The organism is Mycobacterium sp. pW045 (genome assembly GCF_041287085.1).
GTDB classification, from domain to species: domain Bacteria; phylum Actinomycetota; class Actinomycetes; order Mycobacteriales; family Mycobacteriaceae; genus Mycobacterium; species Mycobacterium algericum_A.
In genome coordinates this window covers 325,678-340,527 of sequence record NZ_JBGGKU010000004.1, presented here as the reverse complement: position 1 = coordinate 340,527, position 14,850 = coordinate 325,678, and the positions used below count along the sequence as shown (strand labels likewise).

At 67.8% G+C, this 14,850-nt stretch carries 16 protein-coding genes; 7 read left to right on the top strand and 9 right to left on the bottom strand.

Annotation, left to right across the window (positions count from 1 at the left end; translation table 11 throughout):
* The first annotated feature begins 25 nt into the window (after positions 1 to 25).
* The 3 genes from trxB (at position 26) to ACAG20_RS08730 (ending at position 2,726) form a co-directional block, all read left to right on the top strand.
* Positions 26 to 1,018 carry a thioredoxin-disulfide reductase gene (gene trxB, locus ACAG20_RS08740; RefSeq protein ID WP_370492257.1) on the top strand — a complete coding sequence of 331 codons (993 nt, stop codon included), beginning with the start codon at positions 26 to 28 and terminating at the stop codon, positions 1,016 to 1,018.
* Positions 1,015 to 1,347 carry a thioredoxin gene (trxA, locus tag ACAG20_RS08735; protein WP_112686560.1) on the top strand — a complete coding sequence of 111 codons (333 nt, stop codon included), beginning with the start codon at positions 1,015 to 1,017 and terminating at the stop codon, positions 1,345 to 1,347. The genes trxB and trxA overlap by 4 nt, the downstream gene beginning before the upstream one ends.
* Before the next feature lie 158 nt (positions 1,348 to 1,505).
* Positions 1,506 to 2,726: an N-acetylmuramoyl-L-alanine amidase gene (locus ACAG20_RS08730; RefSeq protein WP_370492256.1), complete on the top strand. Its 1,221-nt coding sequence runs from the start codon at positions 1,506 to 1,508 to the stop codon at positions 2,724 to 2,726.
* Positions 2,727 to 2,766: 40 nt separating this feature from the next.
* On the opposite strand, the gene ACAG20_RS08725 is transcribed toward ACAG20_RS08730, so the two are convergent.
* From ACAG20_RS08725 to rpmH, 9 genes are all read right to left on the bottom strand, one after another.
* On the bottom strand, positions 2,767 to 3,522 hold the full coding sequence (locus tag ACAG20_RS08725) for an acetyltransferase (protein WP_370492255.1): 756 nt from the start codon (positions 3,520 to 3,522) through the stop codon (positions 2,767 to 2,769).
* Between the two features lie 224 nt (positions 3,523 to 3,746).
* On the bottom strand, positions 3,747 to 4,754 hold the full coding sequence (locus ACAG20_RS08720; protein WP_370492254.1) for a ParB/RepB/Spo0J family partition protein: 1,008 nt from the start codon (positions 4,752 to 4,754) through the stop codon (positions 3,747 to 3,749).
* A 51-nt stretch (positions 4,755 to 4,805) separates the two neighbouring features.
* On the bottom strand, positions 4,806 to 5,789 hold the full coding sequence (locus ACAG20_RS08715) for a ParA family protein (RefSeq protein WP_370492253.1): 984 nt from the start codon (positions 5,787 to 5,789) through the stop codon (positions 4,806 to 4,808).
* Positions 5,786 to 6,502, bottom strand: a complete 717-nt coding sequence (gene rsmG, locus ACAG20_RS08710) for a 16S rRNA (guanine(527)-N(7))-methyltransferase RsmG (RefSeq protein WP_370492251.1) — start codon at positions 6,500 to 6,502, stop codon at positions 5,786 to 5,788. The genes ACAG20_RS08715 and rsmG overlap by 4 nt, the downstream gene beginning before the upstream one ends.
* A gap of 64 nt (positions 6,503 to 6,566) precedes the next feature.
* Positions 6,567 to 7,139: a protein jag gene (locus tag ACAG20_RS08705; RefSeq protein WP_370492337.1), complete on the bottom strand. Its 573-nt coding sequence runs from the start codon at positions 7,137 to 7,139 to the stop codon at positions 6,567 to 6,569.
* A gap of 65 nt (positions 7,140 to 7,204) precedes the next feature.
* Positions 7,205 to 8,284 (bottom strand): membrane protein insertase YidC, encoded by a 1,080-nt coding sequence (yidC, locus tag ACAG20_RS08700; protein ID WP_370492336.1) that lies wholly within the window; start codon positions 8,282 to 8,284, stop codon positions 7,205 to 7,207.
* A gap of 10 nt (positions 8,285 to 8,294) precedes the next feature.
* Positions 8,295 to 8,612: a membrane protein insertion efficiency factor YidD gene (yidD, locus tag ACAG20_RS08695; protein ID WP_370492250.1), complete on the bottom strand. Its 318-nt coding sequence runs from the start codon at positions 8,610 to 8,612 to the stop codon at positions 8,295 to 8,297.
* On the bottom strand, positions 8,609 to 8,989 hold the full coding sequence (rnpA, locus tag ACAG20_RS08690; RefSeq protein WP_370492249.1) for a ribonuclease P protein component: 381 nt from the start codon (positions 8,987 to 8,989) through the stop codon (positions 8,609 to 8,611). Before rnpA ends, yidD begins: the two co-directional genes overlap by 4 nt.
* A 16-nt stretch (positions 8,990 to 9,005) precedes the next feature.
* Entirely contained in the window at positions 9,006 to 9,149 is a 144-nt protein-coding gene (gene rpmH, locus ACAG20_RS08685) for a 50S ribosomal protein L34 (protein ID WP_005142265.1), read from the bottom strand.
* Between the two features lie 610 nt (positions 9,150 to 9,759).
* Here rpmH and dnaA point away from each other — a divergent pair.
* The 4 genes from dnaA to ACAG20_RS08665 all read left to right on the top strand — a co-directional run bounded on the left by dnaA (position 9,760) and on the right by ACAG20_RS08665 (position 14,736).
* Complete coding sequence (gene dnaA, locus ACAG20_RS08680; RefSeq protein WP_370492248.1) at positions 9,760 to 11,235, top strand: chromosomal replication initiator protein DnaA; 1,476 nt, start codon at positions 9,760 to 9,762, stop codon at positions 11,233 to 11,235.
* Between the two features lie 543 nt (positions 11,236 to 11,778).
* Positions 11,779 to 12,975, top strand: a complete 1,197-nt coding sequence (gene dnaN, locus ACAG20_RS08675; protein ID WP_370492247.1) for a DNA polymerase III subunit beta — start codon at positions 11,779 to 11,781, stop codon at positions 12,973 to 12,975.
* A 37-nt stretch (positions 12,976 to 13,012) separates the two neighbouring features.
* Positions 13,013 to 14,173 carry a DNA replication/repair protein RecF gene (recF, locus tag ACAG20_RS08670; protein ID WP_370492246.1) on the top strand — a complete coding sequence of 387 codons (1,161 nt, stop codon included), beginning with the start codon at positions 13,013 to 13,015 and terminating at the stop codon, positions 14,171 to 14,173.
* Positions 14,170 to 14,736 carry a DUF721 family protein gene (locus tag ACAG20_RS08665; RefSeq protein WP_370492245.1) on the top strand — a complete coding sequence of 189 codons (567 nt, stop codon included), beginning with the start codon at positions 14,170 to 14,172 and terminating at the stop codon, positions 14,734 to 14,736. The genes recF and ACAG20_RS08665 overlap by 4 nt, the downstream gene beginning before the upstream one ends.
* Positions 14,737 to 14,850 lie beyond the last annotated feature (114 nt).

Here is a 14,850-nt window from a genome sequence, read left to right as displayed (position 1 = left end):
AACGGTCCGAGCGGAAAGGCCCTCGATGTCTGAGACACCGACCATCCACGATGTGATCATCATCGGTTCCGGCCCGGCCGGGTACACCGCGGCGATCTATGCTGCTCGGGCGCAGCTGGCGCCGCTGGTGTTCGAGGGGACCTCGTTCGGCGGGGCGCTGATGACCACCACCGAGGTGGAGAACTTCCCCGGCTTCCGCAACGGCATCATGGGCCCGGAACTCATGGACGAGATGCGCGAGCAGGCGCTGCGCTTCGGCGCCGACCTGCGCATGGAAGACGTCGAGTCGGTGGCCCTCGACGGCTCGGTCAAGTCCGTCGTCACCGCCGAGGGCGAAACCCATCGGGCACGCGCGGTCATCCTGGCCATGGGTGCCGCCGCCCGCTACCTCAACATCCCCGGCGAGCAGGAACTTCTGGGCCGCGGCGTCAGCTCGTGCGCCACCTGCGACGGCTTCTTCTTCCGCGACCAGGACATCGCGGTGATCGGCGGCGGCGACTCGGCGATGGAGGAAGCCACCTTCTTGACCCGGTTCGCCCGCAGCGTGACCGTGGTCCACCGCCGGGAGGAGTTCCGCGCGTCGAAGATCATGCTCAATCGGGCTCGCGAGAACGACAAGATCCGGTTCCTCACCAATGCGGTGCCGGTCGCCGTCGATGGCGCGGACACCGTGACCGGGCTGCAGGTGCGCGACACCGTGACCGGCGTGGAAACCACCCTGCCGGTGACCGGGGTGTTCGTCGCGATCGGCCACGATCCTCGCTCGGAGATGGTGCGGGACGCGGTGCAGGTCGACGCGGACGGCTACGTGCTGGTGCAGCAGCCGAGCTCGCGCACCTCGTTGCCCGGGGTGTTCGCCGCCGGTGACCTGGTGGACCGTACCTACCGGCAGGCGATCACCGCGGCCGGAACCGGCTGTGTCGCCGCCATCGACGCCGAGCGCTGGCTGGCCGAGGCAGCCGACGCCGCCGACCTGCAGGACCCCGCCACCGAAACCTTGATGGGAGCACCACAGTGACCGACAACCACCACACGGTGACCGTCTCCGACGCCACCTTCGCCACCGACGTGCTGGCCAGCGGAAAGCCGGTGCTGGTCGACTTCTGGGCGACCTGGTGCGGACCTTGCAAGATGGTCGCCCCGGTCCTCGAGGAGATCGCCGCCGAGCAGGCCGATCAGCTCACCGTCGCCAAGCTCGACGTCGACGCGAATCCGGAAACGGCACGGGAATTCAGTGTGGTGTCGATTCCCACGCTGATCCTGTTCAAAGACGGTCAGCCGGTCAAGCGGATCGTCGGCGCCAAGGGCAAGGCCGCCCTGCTGCGCGAGCTCGCAGACATCGGCTGACCCCGATCTGAGCCGTCGGGGATCCCGCCCGGATCCCGCACCTTTCTGGCCTCGCCGTTTTCAATAAATCGGCCAGCATCTGAGACAATGCTGCCTAACCTGCTGGCAACCGTCAGCGACGTTTCCGCTGCCAACAGCGACGACTGGAGGGCTCAGTAATGTCGGGTCGGCATCGCAGCGCAGCCGACGCGCTGCGCCGGGGCGACCGCAGCGGCGCTGTCGTCGAGATCCGCGCAACACTGGCCGCATTGGGCCTGGTGGACAGCCCCGACGCGGACCTGACCACCGGCAAACACGTCGCGCTGGACGTGTTCGACGACGACCTCGACCAGGCGGTACGCGCCTTCCAGCAGCAGCGCGGACTGCTGGTCGACGGCATCATCGGCGAGGCCACCTATCGGGCACTCAAAGAGGCGTCCTACCGGCTGGGTGCACGAATCCTCAATCACCAGTTCGGGGCGCCGATGTACGGCGACGACGTGGCCACGCTGCAGGCCCGCCTGCAGGATCTGGGTTTCTACACCGGCATGGTCGACGGCTACTTCGGTATCCAGACCCACAATGCGCTGATGTCCTATCAGCGCGAATACGGCCTGTACGCAGACGGCATCTGCGGCCCGGAAACGTTGCGCTCCTTGAACTTTTTGGCCTCTCGGGTGACTGGCGGTTCACCGCACGCGATCCGCGAGGAAGAGTTGGTGCGGCGCTCGGGGCCGCGGCTGTCCGGCAAGCGAATCGTCATCGACCCGGGCCGCGGCGGCAGCGACCACGGACTAATCACCCAGACGCCGACGGGTCCGATCAGTGAAGCGGATATCTTGTGGGACTTGGCAAGTCGCTTGGAAGGTCGGATGACCGCCATCGGGATGGAGACGTTCCTGTCCCGTCCCAACGGCCGCAGTCCGTCGGATGCCGAACGGGCAGCCACCGCGAACGCCGTCGGCGCCGACCTGATGATCAGTCTGCGCTGCGCCACCCACGTCAGTCCGGCGGCCAACGGTGTGGCCTCCTTCCACTTCGGCAACTCCCACGGGTCGGTGTCCACCATCGGCCGTAGCCTCGCGGACTTCATTCAGCGAGAAATCGTGGCGCGCACCGGTTTACAGGACTGCCGGGCGCACGGCCGGACGTGGGACCTGCTGCGGCTGACCCGGATGCCCACCGTCGAGGTCGACGTCGGCTACATCACCAGCCCGCGTGACCGCGGGGTGCTGGTCTCGCCCGCGACGCGCGACGCCATCGCCGAGGGGATGCTGGCCGCGGTCAAACGGCTGTACCTGCTGGGCAAGAACGACCGGCCCACCGGCACGTTCACGTTCGCCGAATTACTGGCCCATGAGCTGTCGGTCGAGCGGACCGGCCGGCTCGGCGGCGGTTAGCGGGACCCGACCGCAGCAGAGGCGAGGCTGGGCCGCCGGTTCAACCGCGGCACCTGACCTGGCTGGACACCGATCCCGCCGGGGCGCTGGCCCCGACCGGCGCCTGCAGCTGCGCGGTTTCCAGCAGCCGCTCCAGCGCCGCCTCCACCTCCGCCTTCCAGCCCAGCCCCTTGTCGAGCTCCAGCCGCAGCCGGGGGAAGTACCGGTGCGGCGCCACCACGGTGAACCCGACATCGGTCAAGAAGTCGGCTTCGATGATGCAGTGCTCCACCGTGCAGTCACCGACGGCCTCGAGCACCGGTGCGACATCCGGCGGCACATTGCGTGGATCCAGCAAGTCGCGGACAGCTGCCGTGCGGCCGAATGCCTCCAGGGCGCGGACGCCCCGGCGGATCAGTTCCTCGACCGCTCCGGCGATCAGTTCCCGCGGCAGGCCGTCGGCCATCGGCGCCGGCTCGACCCCGATGGACGTCAACAGCACCGCGTCGGCTGACACCGGTGCCGTCGGGAACCGGTGCGCCCGCGGCACCGCGCGTGGCGGGGCGTACAGCACATAGCCCAGGCACGGCGAATCGTCTGCTCCCCCGGCCGGAGCCGAGGGCGTGGCGACCTGCCCGCAGCATCCCCACTCCAGCATCACCATCGACAGCCAGGCTTCCTTCTCGAACTCCGGATCCGAGAGGTGGTCGTCGCGGCCGAGGGTGGCCGGATCCACTTCCCAGAACACACACCGGCGTGCGTGCTTGGGAAGCTGCTCGAAGCCCTCGAGCCTCAGCGGTGCGATTCGGACAGACACTGAACTCCCGGTCTCAACCCGTGCTGCCACCGACGGCAACCCCTTAAGGATAGGAGCGTTGAGCCGCCGGATGCCACCATCGGCGCCAACCGGCCCCGCGGTACCCCGAAAATACGAAAGTCCTTGCCGTTCAGCATAATTCGTCCGCCACCTTGCCGCCGCACCGCCTTACCGTCACAGTGACGTAATTGCCGTGTGCCATCGGACCTGGCCCGCCACCGGGTTCAATCGGCCGAGGAGCTCATCAGCGCGACGATGCGCTGCAAGTCGTCGACGGACCCGAATTCCACCACGATCTTGCCTTTGCGCTTGCCGAGGCTGACCGTCACGCGGGTGTCGAAGGCGCTCGACAGCCGTTCGGCGACGTCCTGGAGACCGGGCATGTGGATCGGCTTACGGCGCGGCGCCACCGGTGTGGAGGTGTCGCCGCGGTTGGCCAGCGTGACTGCCTCCTCGGTCGCCCGCACCGACAGCCCCTCGGCGACGATCCGGGCCGCCAGCTGCTCCTGCGCCTCCGAACCGCCCTCCAGCGACAACAGGGCACGGGCGTGGCCGGCCGACAACACCCCGGCGGCCACCCTGCGCTGGACGGCGATCGGCAGCCGCAGCAGCCGGATCATGTTGGTCACCAACGGCCGCGACCGGCCGAGGCGGGCCGCGAGTTCATCGTGGGTTACCCCGAACTCGTCGAGCAGCTGTTGGTAGGCCGCCGCCTCTTCCAGCGGATTCAGCTGCACCCGGTGGATGTTCTCCAGCAGGGCGTCGCGCAGCAGATTGTCGTCGTCGGTCTCTCGCACGATCGCCGGGATCGCGTCCAGGCCGGCCTGCTGGGAAGCACGCCAGCGCCGCTCCCCCATCACCAACTGGTAGCGCGCCGCGCCGGGTGCCGCCCCCGGTAGTGCCCGCACCACGATCGGCTGCATCAGCCCGAACTCGCGGATCGAGTGCACCAGTTCGGCCAGCGCCTCGTCGTCGAAGACCTGCCGCGGCTGGCGGGGGTTGGGCTCGATGTCGGCCGGACTGATCTCGCGGTAGACCGCGCCCACTTCAGCGGCCTTCGCCGGGGCGGCCCCGCCTAGGACCACGTCCGCCGCGGCGTCACCCATCCGGGGCCCCATACCGGCGCCGGCGCCCCGGTCGGCCGCGGCGTCCGCCCCGTCAGCGGGGCCGGTGGGGATGAGCGATGCCAGGCCGCGGCCCAAGCCGCCCTTCTTACGCGACGGTCCGGTCATTTGCGTTGTTCCTTCTTGCTGAAAGTGGTTCCTTCTTGCCGACGACGGTCATCAACGCCGTCCCTCGGGGCCATCGGCCAGATCGCGTTCGACGAGTTCCCGGCTGGCGTCCAGATAGCTCATCGCGCCGCGCGAGCCGGGGTCGTAATCGATGATCGTCATGCTGTAGCCGGGTGCTTCCGACACCTTGACGCTGCGGGGGATCACCGTCCGGAGCACCCGGTCGCCGAAGTACCGTCGGACCTCATCCGCGACCTGGTCCGCGAGCTTGGTGCGCCCGTCGTACATCGTCAGCAGCACGGTCGTCACCTCCAGCCGCGGATTGAGATGCGCCTTGACCATCTCGATATTGCGCATCAGCTGGGACACACCCTCCAGGGCGTAGTACTCGCACTGGATCGGGATCATCACCTCCGGCGCCGCGACCAACGCATTCACGGTGAGCAAGCCCAGCGACGGGGGGCAGTCGATGAAGACGTAGTCGAAGTCGGAGTCTTCCAGTTCGCGCAACGCGTTCCGCAGCCGGTTCTCCCGCGCCACCATGCTCACCAGTTCGATCTCGGCGCCGGCCAAGTCGATGGTGGCCGGGATGCAGAACAGTCGCTCGTTGTGGGGACTCTGGCGCAGCGCGGCGTGCACCGGCATCTCCCCGATCAGGACTTCGTATGACGACGGGGTGCCCGATTGGCGGTCGGCGATGCCCAGCGCGGTGCTGGCGTTGCCCTGGGGGTCGAGGTCGATCACCAGGGTCTTGATTCCCTGGACGGCCAGCGCGGCCGCGAGGTTCACGGCGGTCGTCGTCTTGCCGACCCCGCCCTTCTGGTTGGCGACAGTGAACACCCGGCGGCGCTTGGGGCGGGGCAGGCGGTTGTGGGTGTGCAGTACCTGCATGGCGCGTTCGGCGGCAGCGCCGATCGGGGTGTCGTAATCCGGTGATGTTTCACGTGAAACCGGACCGCGCGATGTTTCACGTGAAACCGCGCCGCGCGAGGGACCGGCGTCCCGGGCCGCCGGGCGGCCGGCCGGTGTGCTCATGTTGCTCTCCTGGTGGTCCGTCGCGTCGGTCCCCCCCGGGCTCGGCCGGGCTCCACCCGCCGCGCCGTCACCACGGTCGCGGGCGGAGTTAAATAGTTCACGCCACATCTCACCACCCTTATGTCGTTCGCGCCTAGTCCGATCATCACACGGCGGTGCTCGTCGACCTCGGCCTGCGCGCGCTCGCCCTTCATCGCCAGCATTCGCCCGCCGTTGCGAAGCAGCGGCAGGCTCCACCGGCTGATCTTGTCGAGGCTGGCGACCGCCCGCGAGACGACCGCGTCACGCTCCCCAACGGACTCACGCACCATCCGATCTTCGGCACGGCCCCGCACCACGTCCACGTTCTCCAGGCGCAGTTCGTCGACCACCTCGCGGAGAAAGTCGCTGCGGCGGAGCAACGGCTCCACGAGTACCAGCTGCAGATCCGGCCGGACGATAGCCAAGACGATCCCCGGCAGGCCGGCGCCGCTGCCGATGTCGGCGACCCGCTCGCCCGGCTCGAGCAACTCGGCCACCGCCGCACAGTTGAGCAGGTGGCGCTCCCAGATTCGATCGACTTCCCGCGGACCCAGCAGGCCCCACTCCACACCGGGCCCCGCCAGCAACTCGGCGTAGCGCCTGGCCGTCGGGAACCCCTCGCCGAAGACGTCGGCCGCCGCTGGCGGAGCCGCGGGCGCCGGCGCTCCCCCGACATGTTTCACGTGAAACATTCCTCCGGCTTCCCGGGCGCGCGTGAAGAATTACTCGGATGTAATTCCCGGCGGTACCTACCCGCTAGTCCCGCCGAACGACGACCCGGCGTGACGGCTCCACACCCTGGCTCTCGCTGTGTACGCCTGCGACGGCAGCCACCGCATCGTGGACGATCTTACGTTCGAACGGGCTCATCGGGGCCAGTTCCTCGTCGTCGCCGCTTTCCAGCACCCGCCGAGCGACCTCGTCGCCCAACGCGGTCAGGTCATCGCGGCGCCGCCGGCGCCAGCCGGCGATATCAAGCATCAGCCGGCTGCGCTCGCCGGTCTTCTGGTGCACCGCCAGCCGGGTCAGCTCCTGCAGCGCGTCGAGCACCTCGCCCTTGCGGCCCACCAGCTTGGTGAGGTCGGTCCCGCCGTCGATACTCACGATCGCCCGGCGGCCCTCCACGTCGAGATCGATGTCGCCATCGAAGTCCAACAGGTCCAGCAATTCCTCCAGGTAATCGCCGGCGATCTCTCCCTCGGCCACCAACCGGTCTTCGAGATCAACGGCGGGCGTCGCCGGGGCCGCCCCGCCGTCCTCGGTCTCCGGCTCGCCCGCAGCCTCCACAGCGTTCTGCCCCGTGGTTTCCGCGTCGTTCGTGTCGGTCATGTCAGTCATGTCGTCTCCCTCTGTGCCCGGCTGCTCACGCGCCGGTTGGCTCGGTGGCGGTGCGGTCACCGCTTGCGTTTCTTCGGCTTCGCGCCGGCGCCCGGGCGGCTACCGCGCGCGGCGGGCCGGGCCGGGTTTCGTTTGACCGCATCGGCTTTGGTGGGCTCACCGCCGGCGGCCTCGGTCACGGCATCGGCGGCCGTCGGCTGCTCGGATTCGGTAGCACTGTCGGCATCCGCGGCCGCGGTGCGACCGGCTCGCTTGGGCTTGGCCCCGGGTGCCGGCGCGTTCGCAGCGCGTCGCCGCAGCGCTTCCTCCTTCTTCTGCTCCTCCTCCTTGGCGATCAAGCCGAACACGTAATGCTGCTGGGCGAACGTCCAGATGTTGTTGGAGAACCAGTACAAGATGATGGCCAGCGGCAAGAACGGCCCGCCGACCACCACGCCGAGCGGGAACACGTACAGCGCGAGTTTGTTCATCATCGCGGTCTGCGGGTTCGCGGCCGCTTCCGGGGTCTGTCGTGCGACCGACGCCCGGCTGTTGAAGTAGGTCGCGATGCCGGCCGCGATCATGATCGGCGCGCCCACCGCGATCACCGAGACACGGTTGAACTCGGCGAAGGCGTCCAACCCGGTGCGCTGGATCATCGTCGCACCCAGCGGCGCTCCGAACAGGTTCGCGTCCAGGAAGTTGCCCACGTCGGCGGCGCTGAAGAAGTAGTTGCCCAGCTGCCGGTTCAGGTCCGGTGACAGGCCCAGCTGGCCGATCCCGGAGCTGGTGCGGTTGAACGAGCGCAACACATGGAACAGGCCCAGGAACACCGGCAGCTGCGCCAGCATCGGCAGACAGCCCAAGATCGGGTTGAAGCCGTGCTCCCGCTGCAGCTTCTGCATCTCCATCGCCATCTTCTGGCGATCTTTGCCGTACTTCTTCTGCAACGCCTTGATCTGCGGCTGCAGCTCCTGCATCTGCCGCGTGGTGCGGATCTGCTTGACGAACGGCTTGTAGAGCAGCGCCCGCAACGTGAAGACCAGGAACGTCACCGACAGTGCCCAGGTGAAGAAGTTCGCCGGACCGAGCACCAGGCCAAAAGCCTTGTACCACAACCACATAATCCCCGACACCGGGTAGTACACGTAGTCCATACTCTGGGGATCAAAGGACACTGCGTTCACTCTCCGCTCGGTTGTCCGAGGCGTTCCCGAACGGGCAGCCGCAGCCGGCGCCATCCTGGGACCGCTCCGGTATCGGATCCCAGCCACCTTGATGCCACGGACCACACTTTGCCAGGCGCACCGCTGCCAACCAGCTGCCCCGGATCAGCCCATACTCTCCCAAGGCGTCCACTGCGTACTGGCTGCACGTCGGCATGAAGCGACAACTCGGTAGCCGCAACGGGGAGATCAAGTGCCGGTAGAGCTGGATGACGAAGATCAGTCCGCGGACCGGAGCCGCTGCGACACCGTGCTTCACCGTGCCCCACCCCCCGACCGGTGCACCGCCTGCAACCCGGCACGCAATTGCGTACGGAGTGCCGTCGATTTCGCCCCGCTGCTGGAGGGCAACGCCCGGATCACCAGCCGTTCGCCCGGGTGCAGCTCGCCCAGCATCTCGCGGGCCACATGACGCAACCGGCGGGCCACCCGGTGTCGATCGACGGCGGAGCCCACCGACTTGGCGATGATCAACCCGACCTGCGGGGACGCCTCGGCCACGTCGGGGGTGTCGATCTGCCGGTCGTCGGCCACTCGGCTGTAGACGATGACATCCGGCTGCACCGCTCTGCGGCCCTGCTTGACGGTCGTACCGAAATCAGCCGACCGTCTCATCCGGTAGTGAGACGGGAGCACCGCCGCGCTACCCGTCTCAAGCAGTCAGCGAGCGCCGGCCCTTGCGACGCCGACCCGTGACGATCGCGCGGCCGGCGCGCGTCCGCATCCGCAGGCGAAACCCGTGCACCCGGGCCCGGCGTCGGTTGTTCGGCTGGAAGGTCCGCTTGCCCTTGGCCACGGCACATTCTCCTTGTTGCGTCTTGCGCCGCATCGGCCCGACACACCGGAAGCCCGTTGTGCCTGCCGCACGCGACGCACTCGGTAAGCTCGGTGAACTTCTGCGTCTTGCTGGTAACCGGCGCGGTCTCCGGCCAAGAGCCGGTCGCTGCCGTATCGCCGACGTTCGGGCGACTGTTCGAGGGTACTGACGCAGGTTCGCCGGGTCAAACCCGCCACCGCCTCCCTCCGCAGCGGGCCGCCCAGCCCGTGGCGAGCGGATGAACTGAAGCCCATTATTAACAGTGGTCACACCCGCCACGGACGTCGTGGGTGGGCTCGTTTTCCGCCCGTTCATCTCGCAGAAACGAGTGGTCACCAGCCCGGAAACCTGTTAGCTTGCTTGCCAGCACCGTTTCGCAACTGAAGCGGTCTCGGCCGTAATCGAAGAGCACCAACCGGCCGGCGCTTCAGGTGTCGCCTGACAATCTGGGGTGGCCGTTGCCGAGCAACTGGCCTGGAGGGCTTCAACGGGGTATGCGCATCTCATCCACACCTGTGGATAACTGTGTGGATAGCATGTCACCGCACGGGATCCGTGCACCACGACTTCGAGCCAGGGGGATGGGGCATTGACCGATGACCCCGGGACGGCGTTCCTCACCCTGTGGGACGAGGTCGTTGCGGAACTCAACGGTGAAGCCAACGCGCCCGACGGTGCAGCGCCGCTGCTGACACCCCAGCAGAAGGCCTGGCTCAACCTCGTCCACCCGTTGGCGATCGTCGAGGGCTTCGCGCTGCTCGCGGTGCCCAGCAGCTTCGTCCAGAACGAGATCGAACGACACCTGCGCACCCAGATCACCGCCGCCTTGAGCCGTCGTCTCGGCCACGACATCGAACTCGGCGTCCGCATCGCCCCTGCCCCGGCCGACGACACCACCGCCTCGTCGGGCCCAGATGGTGCTGTCCCATCTCGCGTCAGCGACGATGACGAAGACGACGACACCACCGACGTCGAATACGACTGGCCGAACTACTTCACCGAGCGCCCCAGTGATGATTCGGCCACCGCCGACGGTGCCAGCCTCAACCGGCGCTACACCTTCGACACGTTCGTCATCGGTACCTCCAACCGGTTCGCGCACGCCGCTGCCCTGGCCATCGCCGAGGCGCCCGCGCGTGCCTACAACCCGTTGTTCATCTGGGGTGAGTCCGGTCTGGGCAAGACCCACCTGCTGCACGCGGCCGGCAACTACACCCAGCGGCTGTTTCCCGGGATGCGCGTCAAGTACGTCTCGACCGAAGAGTTCACCAACGACTTCATCAACTCGCTGCGCGACGATCGCAAGGTCGCGTTCAAGCGCAGCTACCGCGACATCGACGTCCTGCTCGTGGACGACATCCAATTCATCGAGGGCAAAGAAGGTATCCAGGAGGAGTTCTTCCATACCTTCAACACGCTGCACAACGCCAACAAGCAGATCGTGATCACCTCCGACCGCGCGCCCAAACAGCTTGCCACCCTGGAAGATCGGCTGCGCACCCGGTTCGAGTGGGGGCTGATCACCGATGTCCAGCCACCCGACCTGGAGACCCGGATCGCGATTCTGCGCAAGAAGGCGCAGATGGAGCGGCTGGACGTTCCCGGAGACGTGCTGGAGCTGATCGCCACCAGCATCGAACGCAACATCCGCGAACTTGAGGGGGCGCTGATCCGCGTCACCGCATTCGCCTCACTGAACAAGACGCCGATCGACCGGGCGCTGGCCGAGATCGTGCTGCGTGACCTGATCGCCGATGCCAGCACCATGCAGATCAGTGCCGCGATCATCATGGCGGTGATCGCCGAGTACTTCGACACCAGCATCGAGGAGCTGCGCGGCCCCGGCAAGACCCGCCCGCTGGCCCAGTCTCGGCAGATCGCCATGTATCTGTGCCGAGAGCTCACCGACCTGTCGCTGCCCAAGATCGGTCAGGCCTTCGGCCGCGACCACACCACCGTGATGTACGCCGAACGCAAGATCCGCGGCGAGATGGCCGAGCGTCGCGAGGTCTTCGATCAGGTCAAGGAGCTGACCACCCGCATCCGGCAGCGCGCCAAGCGCTGAAATCCCCGGGCCGGCCCCCGACTTCCCGGGACTTCTTGCAAAAAACTTCCGACCCATTCGCACCACCCGTTACGGCCGCTGGCTGTGGATACCGCTGCGGACAACCTGTCCACCATCCGGTGACGAACCGGCCGAGGATGCACAGCCGCTGTTCCATCCACAGCCGGCCCGCTGCCGCTCGGCGTGTTACTCACCGTTGGTCCCCAGCCCGATCGCCCTGTTCAGCAGCGACGATGCCGGGTTGTACCCAGCATGCACAGGCCTTACTACTAATACTCAGTTCTCTTCATCGGTTTCCTTTCAAAAACAGCTGTTGGGGATTCGCGCCCAGGCGGCCTGTTCACAACCAGCCACCACCCACCCCGACCGGAACGCCGGGGCAACCACGGGTGTCCTCGATTAACTTTCACGAAGGGCTTCTAGGCTCTACGGTTGGTGACCTACCGCCCTTGCGCTTTTGTCGAGGGCGTTGCACGGCCGCAGGTGGGATGTTCACCGGTCGCCGCGGGGTAGAGCTCGATAACGGGGTGACGAGAGGACGCTATGGACGCGGCGACCACAAACGCGGGTCTGACCGACTTGAGATTCCGCCTGGACCGGGATGACTTCGCGGATGCGGTGGCGTGGGTGGCGAAATCCCTGCCGGCCCGGCCCACCGTGCCGTTGTTGGCCGGCGTGCTGCTGACCGGGTCGGACAACGGTTTGACGGTTTCCGGGTTCGATTACGAGGTCTCCGCAGAGGTCCAACTTGCGGCCGAGATCGCTTCGCCGGGAAGCGTTTTGGTATCCGGACGGCTGCTGTCGGATATCACCAGGGCGCTGCCGGCCAAGCCGGTCGAGGTGCAGGTCGAAGCGACCCGGGTGTCGTTGAGGTGCGGCAACGCCCGGTTCTCGCTGCCGACCATGACCGTCGAGGATTACCCCACGCTGCCGACGTTGCCCGAGGAGACCGGGACGTTGCCCGCGGACCTGTTCGCCGAGGCGATCGGCCAGGTGGCGGTGGCGGCCGGGCGGGATGACACGCTGCCGATGTTGACCGGTATCCGTGTCGAGATTTCGGGAAACACAGTGGTTTTGGCCGCCACGGACCGGTTCCGTCTGGCGGTCCGCGAACTGACCTGGTCGGCGCCACCCGGTACCGAAGCGGCGGTGCTGGTCCCGGCCAAGACGCTCGCCGAAGCGGCCAAGGCCAGCGGTGACGGCACCGAGGTGCATCTGGCCCTGGGTGCGGGCCCGTCGGTGGGCAGCGAGGGTCTGCTGGGCATCAGCAGTGCCGGCAAGCGCAGCACCACCCGCTTGCTGGACGCCGAATTCCCGAAATTCCGCCAGCTGCTGCCCAGCGAACACCTTGCGGTCGCCACCATCGGGGTGGCGGAGCTGACCGAGGCGATCAAGCGTGTCGCCCTGGTCGCCGACCGCGGAGCGCAGGTCCGCATGGAGTTGTCCGAGGGAACGCTGCGGTTGTCCGCCGGCGCGGACGATGTCGGGCGCGCCGAGGAGGACCTGCCGGTCGACTTCGCCGGCGAGCCGCTGACCATCGCCTTCAACCCGACCTATCTGACCGATGGGCTGGGCTCGCTGCACAGTGCGAAGGTCTCGATGGGATTCACCGATCCCAAGAAGCCGGCCGTGCTGCGACCGGCCGGTGACGACGAACCTGCGCTGAGCGGCGCGGGTCCGTTCCCGGCGGTACCGTCGGACTACGTCTACCTGTTGATGCCGGTTCGCCTGCCGGGCTGACCGGCGCGGCCGCCACGACTGGAGGGGTGGTTTCGCGGTGTATGTCCGCCACCTGGGCCTGCGAGATTTCCGGTCCTGGGCGCACGTCGACCTCGAACTGGAGCCGGGCGCGACGGTACTGGTCGGCGCGAACGGGTATGGCAAAACCAATCTTGTTGAAGCGCTGTGGTATTCGGCGACCCTCGGGTCACATCGGGTGGCCACCGACGCCCCACTGATCAGATCCGGCGCCGAGCGCGCAGTGGTGTCGACCATCGTCGTCAACGAAGGTCGCGAGCTGGCGGTGGATCTGGAGATCGCCGCCGGGCGTGCCAACAAGGTCCGGCTCAACCGGGCCCCGGTGCGCCACCCCCGCGAGGTCGTCGGCGTGCTGCGAGCGGTGTTGTTCGCCCCGGAAGACCTGGCGCTGGTGCGAGGGGATCCCGGTGAGCGACGCCGCTACCTCGACGAACTGGCCAGTGTGCGCCGGCCGCGGATCGCCGCGGTGCGTGCCGACTATGACAAGGCGCTGCGTCAGCGCACCGCGCTGCTCAAGAGCGCCTCGGGTGCGCTGCACCGCGGTGACCGGTCGGTGCTGGACACCCTCGACGCCTGGGATGCTCAGTTGGCAGCGCACGGCGCAGAGCTGATGGCCGCCCGGATCGAGCTGGTCGACCAGTTGGCTCCGGAAGTCGAAAAGGCCTATCAACTGCTTGCCCCGGGGACCAGGACCGCAGCGGTTGCCTATCGCCCCAAATTGGAGGTTCCCCCCGAGGCAGCGAGTGCAGGCCCGGCCGAGCTACAAGAGCTGCTGCTGGCGGAACTGGCGCAGCGGCGCCGTGCGGAATTGGAACGCGGTGTGTGTCTGGTCGGTCCCCACCGCGACGAGCTGGAACTGCGACTGGGCGACCGGCCCGTGAAAGGCTTTGCCAGCCACGGGGAATCGTGGTCGATGGCGCTGTCGCTGCGGTTGGCGGCTTATCAACTGCTGCGCAGCGAAGGGGCCGAGCCGGTGTTGCTGCTCGACGACGTGTTCGCTGAGCTGGACACGGCTCGCCGCCGCGCACTCGCCGACGTCGCCGCCGCCGCCGAACAGGTGCTGATCACCGCCGCCGTGGCCGACGACGTGCCGGCGGGCTGGCAGGCCCGCCAGATCCGGATCGCGGTGGCCGAGGACGATACCGGCAGGGTGTCGGAACTGATCGGGGCTGAGTCATGAATGATTCCGAGTTGCCGGAGCTGCAACCACCGGCGCATCTGGCCGGGCTCACCGGCATGGATCTGGTCCGGCGGACATTGGCCGAAGCGCGCGAAGCGGCGCGCAGCCAGGGCAAGGATGTCGGACAGGGGCGCCGGGCGCCGTTACGCCGGCGTGCACCGGGCGGTGGCGGTGGCCGCCGCCGGTGGTCGGGGCCGGGACCGGATGCCCGCGACCCGCAGACCTTGGGCGCTGCCACCCGCGATCTCGCGCAGTCACGCGGCTGGTCGGCGCAGGTCGCCGAGGGTACGGTCCTGGGTCGATGGCGCTCGGTGGTCGGCGAGGACATCGCTTCACACGCGACGCCGACCAGGCTGTCGCAGGGGGTGCTGAGCGTGTCGGCCGAATCGACTGCCTGGGCGACGCAGCTGCGGCTGGTACAGCGTCAGCTGTTGGCCAAGATCGCCGCCGCCGTCGGTGAAGGGGTGGTGACAACGCTGAAGATCACCGGCCCCACCGCGCCCTCGTGGCGTAAGGGACCGCTGCACATTTCGGGCCGCGGGCCGCGCGACACCTACGGATAACCCGGGCCGGCCGATACCCGCCCGGGCCGCGTCTCAGAAGCCCTACGAGCACAAAAATCGCTCTGGCCACCGGCCGGACACATGGTCGACCGCGATATCGGCGCCACGGCGCAA

Excerpts from the sequence above, each read along its gene's own strand:
- trxB (WP_370492257.1), top strand. The coding sequence starts at position 26 with ATGTCTGAGACACCGACCATCCACGATGTGATCATCATCGGTTCCGGC.
- ACAG20_RS08730 (WP_370492256.1), top strand. The coding sequence starts at position 1,506 with ATGTCGGGTCGGCATCGCAGCGCAGCCGACGCGCTGCGCCGGGGCGAC.
- ACAG20_RS08720 (WP_370492254.1), bottom strand. The coding sequence starts at position 4,754 with ATGACCGGACCGTCGCGTAAGAAGGGCGGCTTGGGCCGCGGCCTGGCA.
- ACAG20_RS08715 (WP_370492253.1), bottom strand. The coding sequence starts at position 5,789 with ATGAGCACACCGGCCGGCCGCCCGGCGGCCCGGGACGCCGGTCCCTCG.
- rsmG (WP_370492251.1), bottom strand. The coding sequence starts at position 6,502 with ATGTTTCACGTGAAACATGTCGGGGGAGCGCCGGCGCCCGCGGCTCCG.
- ACAG20_RS08705 (WP_370492337.1), bottom strand. The coding sequence starts at position 7,139 with ATGACCGACACGAACGACGCGGAAACCACGGGGCAGAACGCTGTGGAG.
- yidC (WP_370492336.1), bottom strand. The coding sequence starts at position 8,284 with ATGGACTACGTGTACTACCCGGTGTCGGGGATTATGTGGTTGTGGTAC.
- dnaN (WP_370492247.1), top strand. The coding sequence starts at position 11,779 with ATGGACGCGGCGACCACAAACGCGGGTCTGACCGACTTGAGATTCCGC.
- ACAG20_RS08665 (WP_370492245.1), top strand. The coding sequence starts at position 14,170 with ATGAATGATTCCGAGTTGCCGGAGCTGCAACCACCGGCGCATCTGGCC.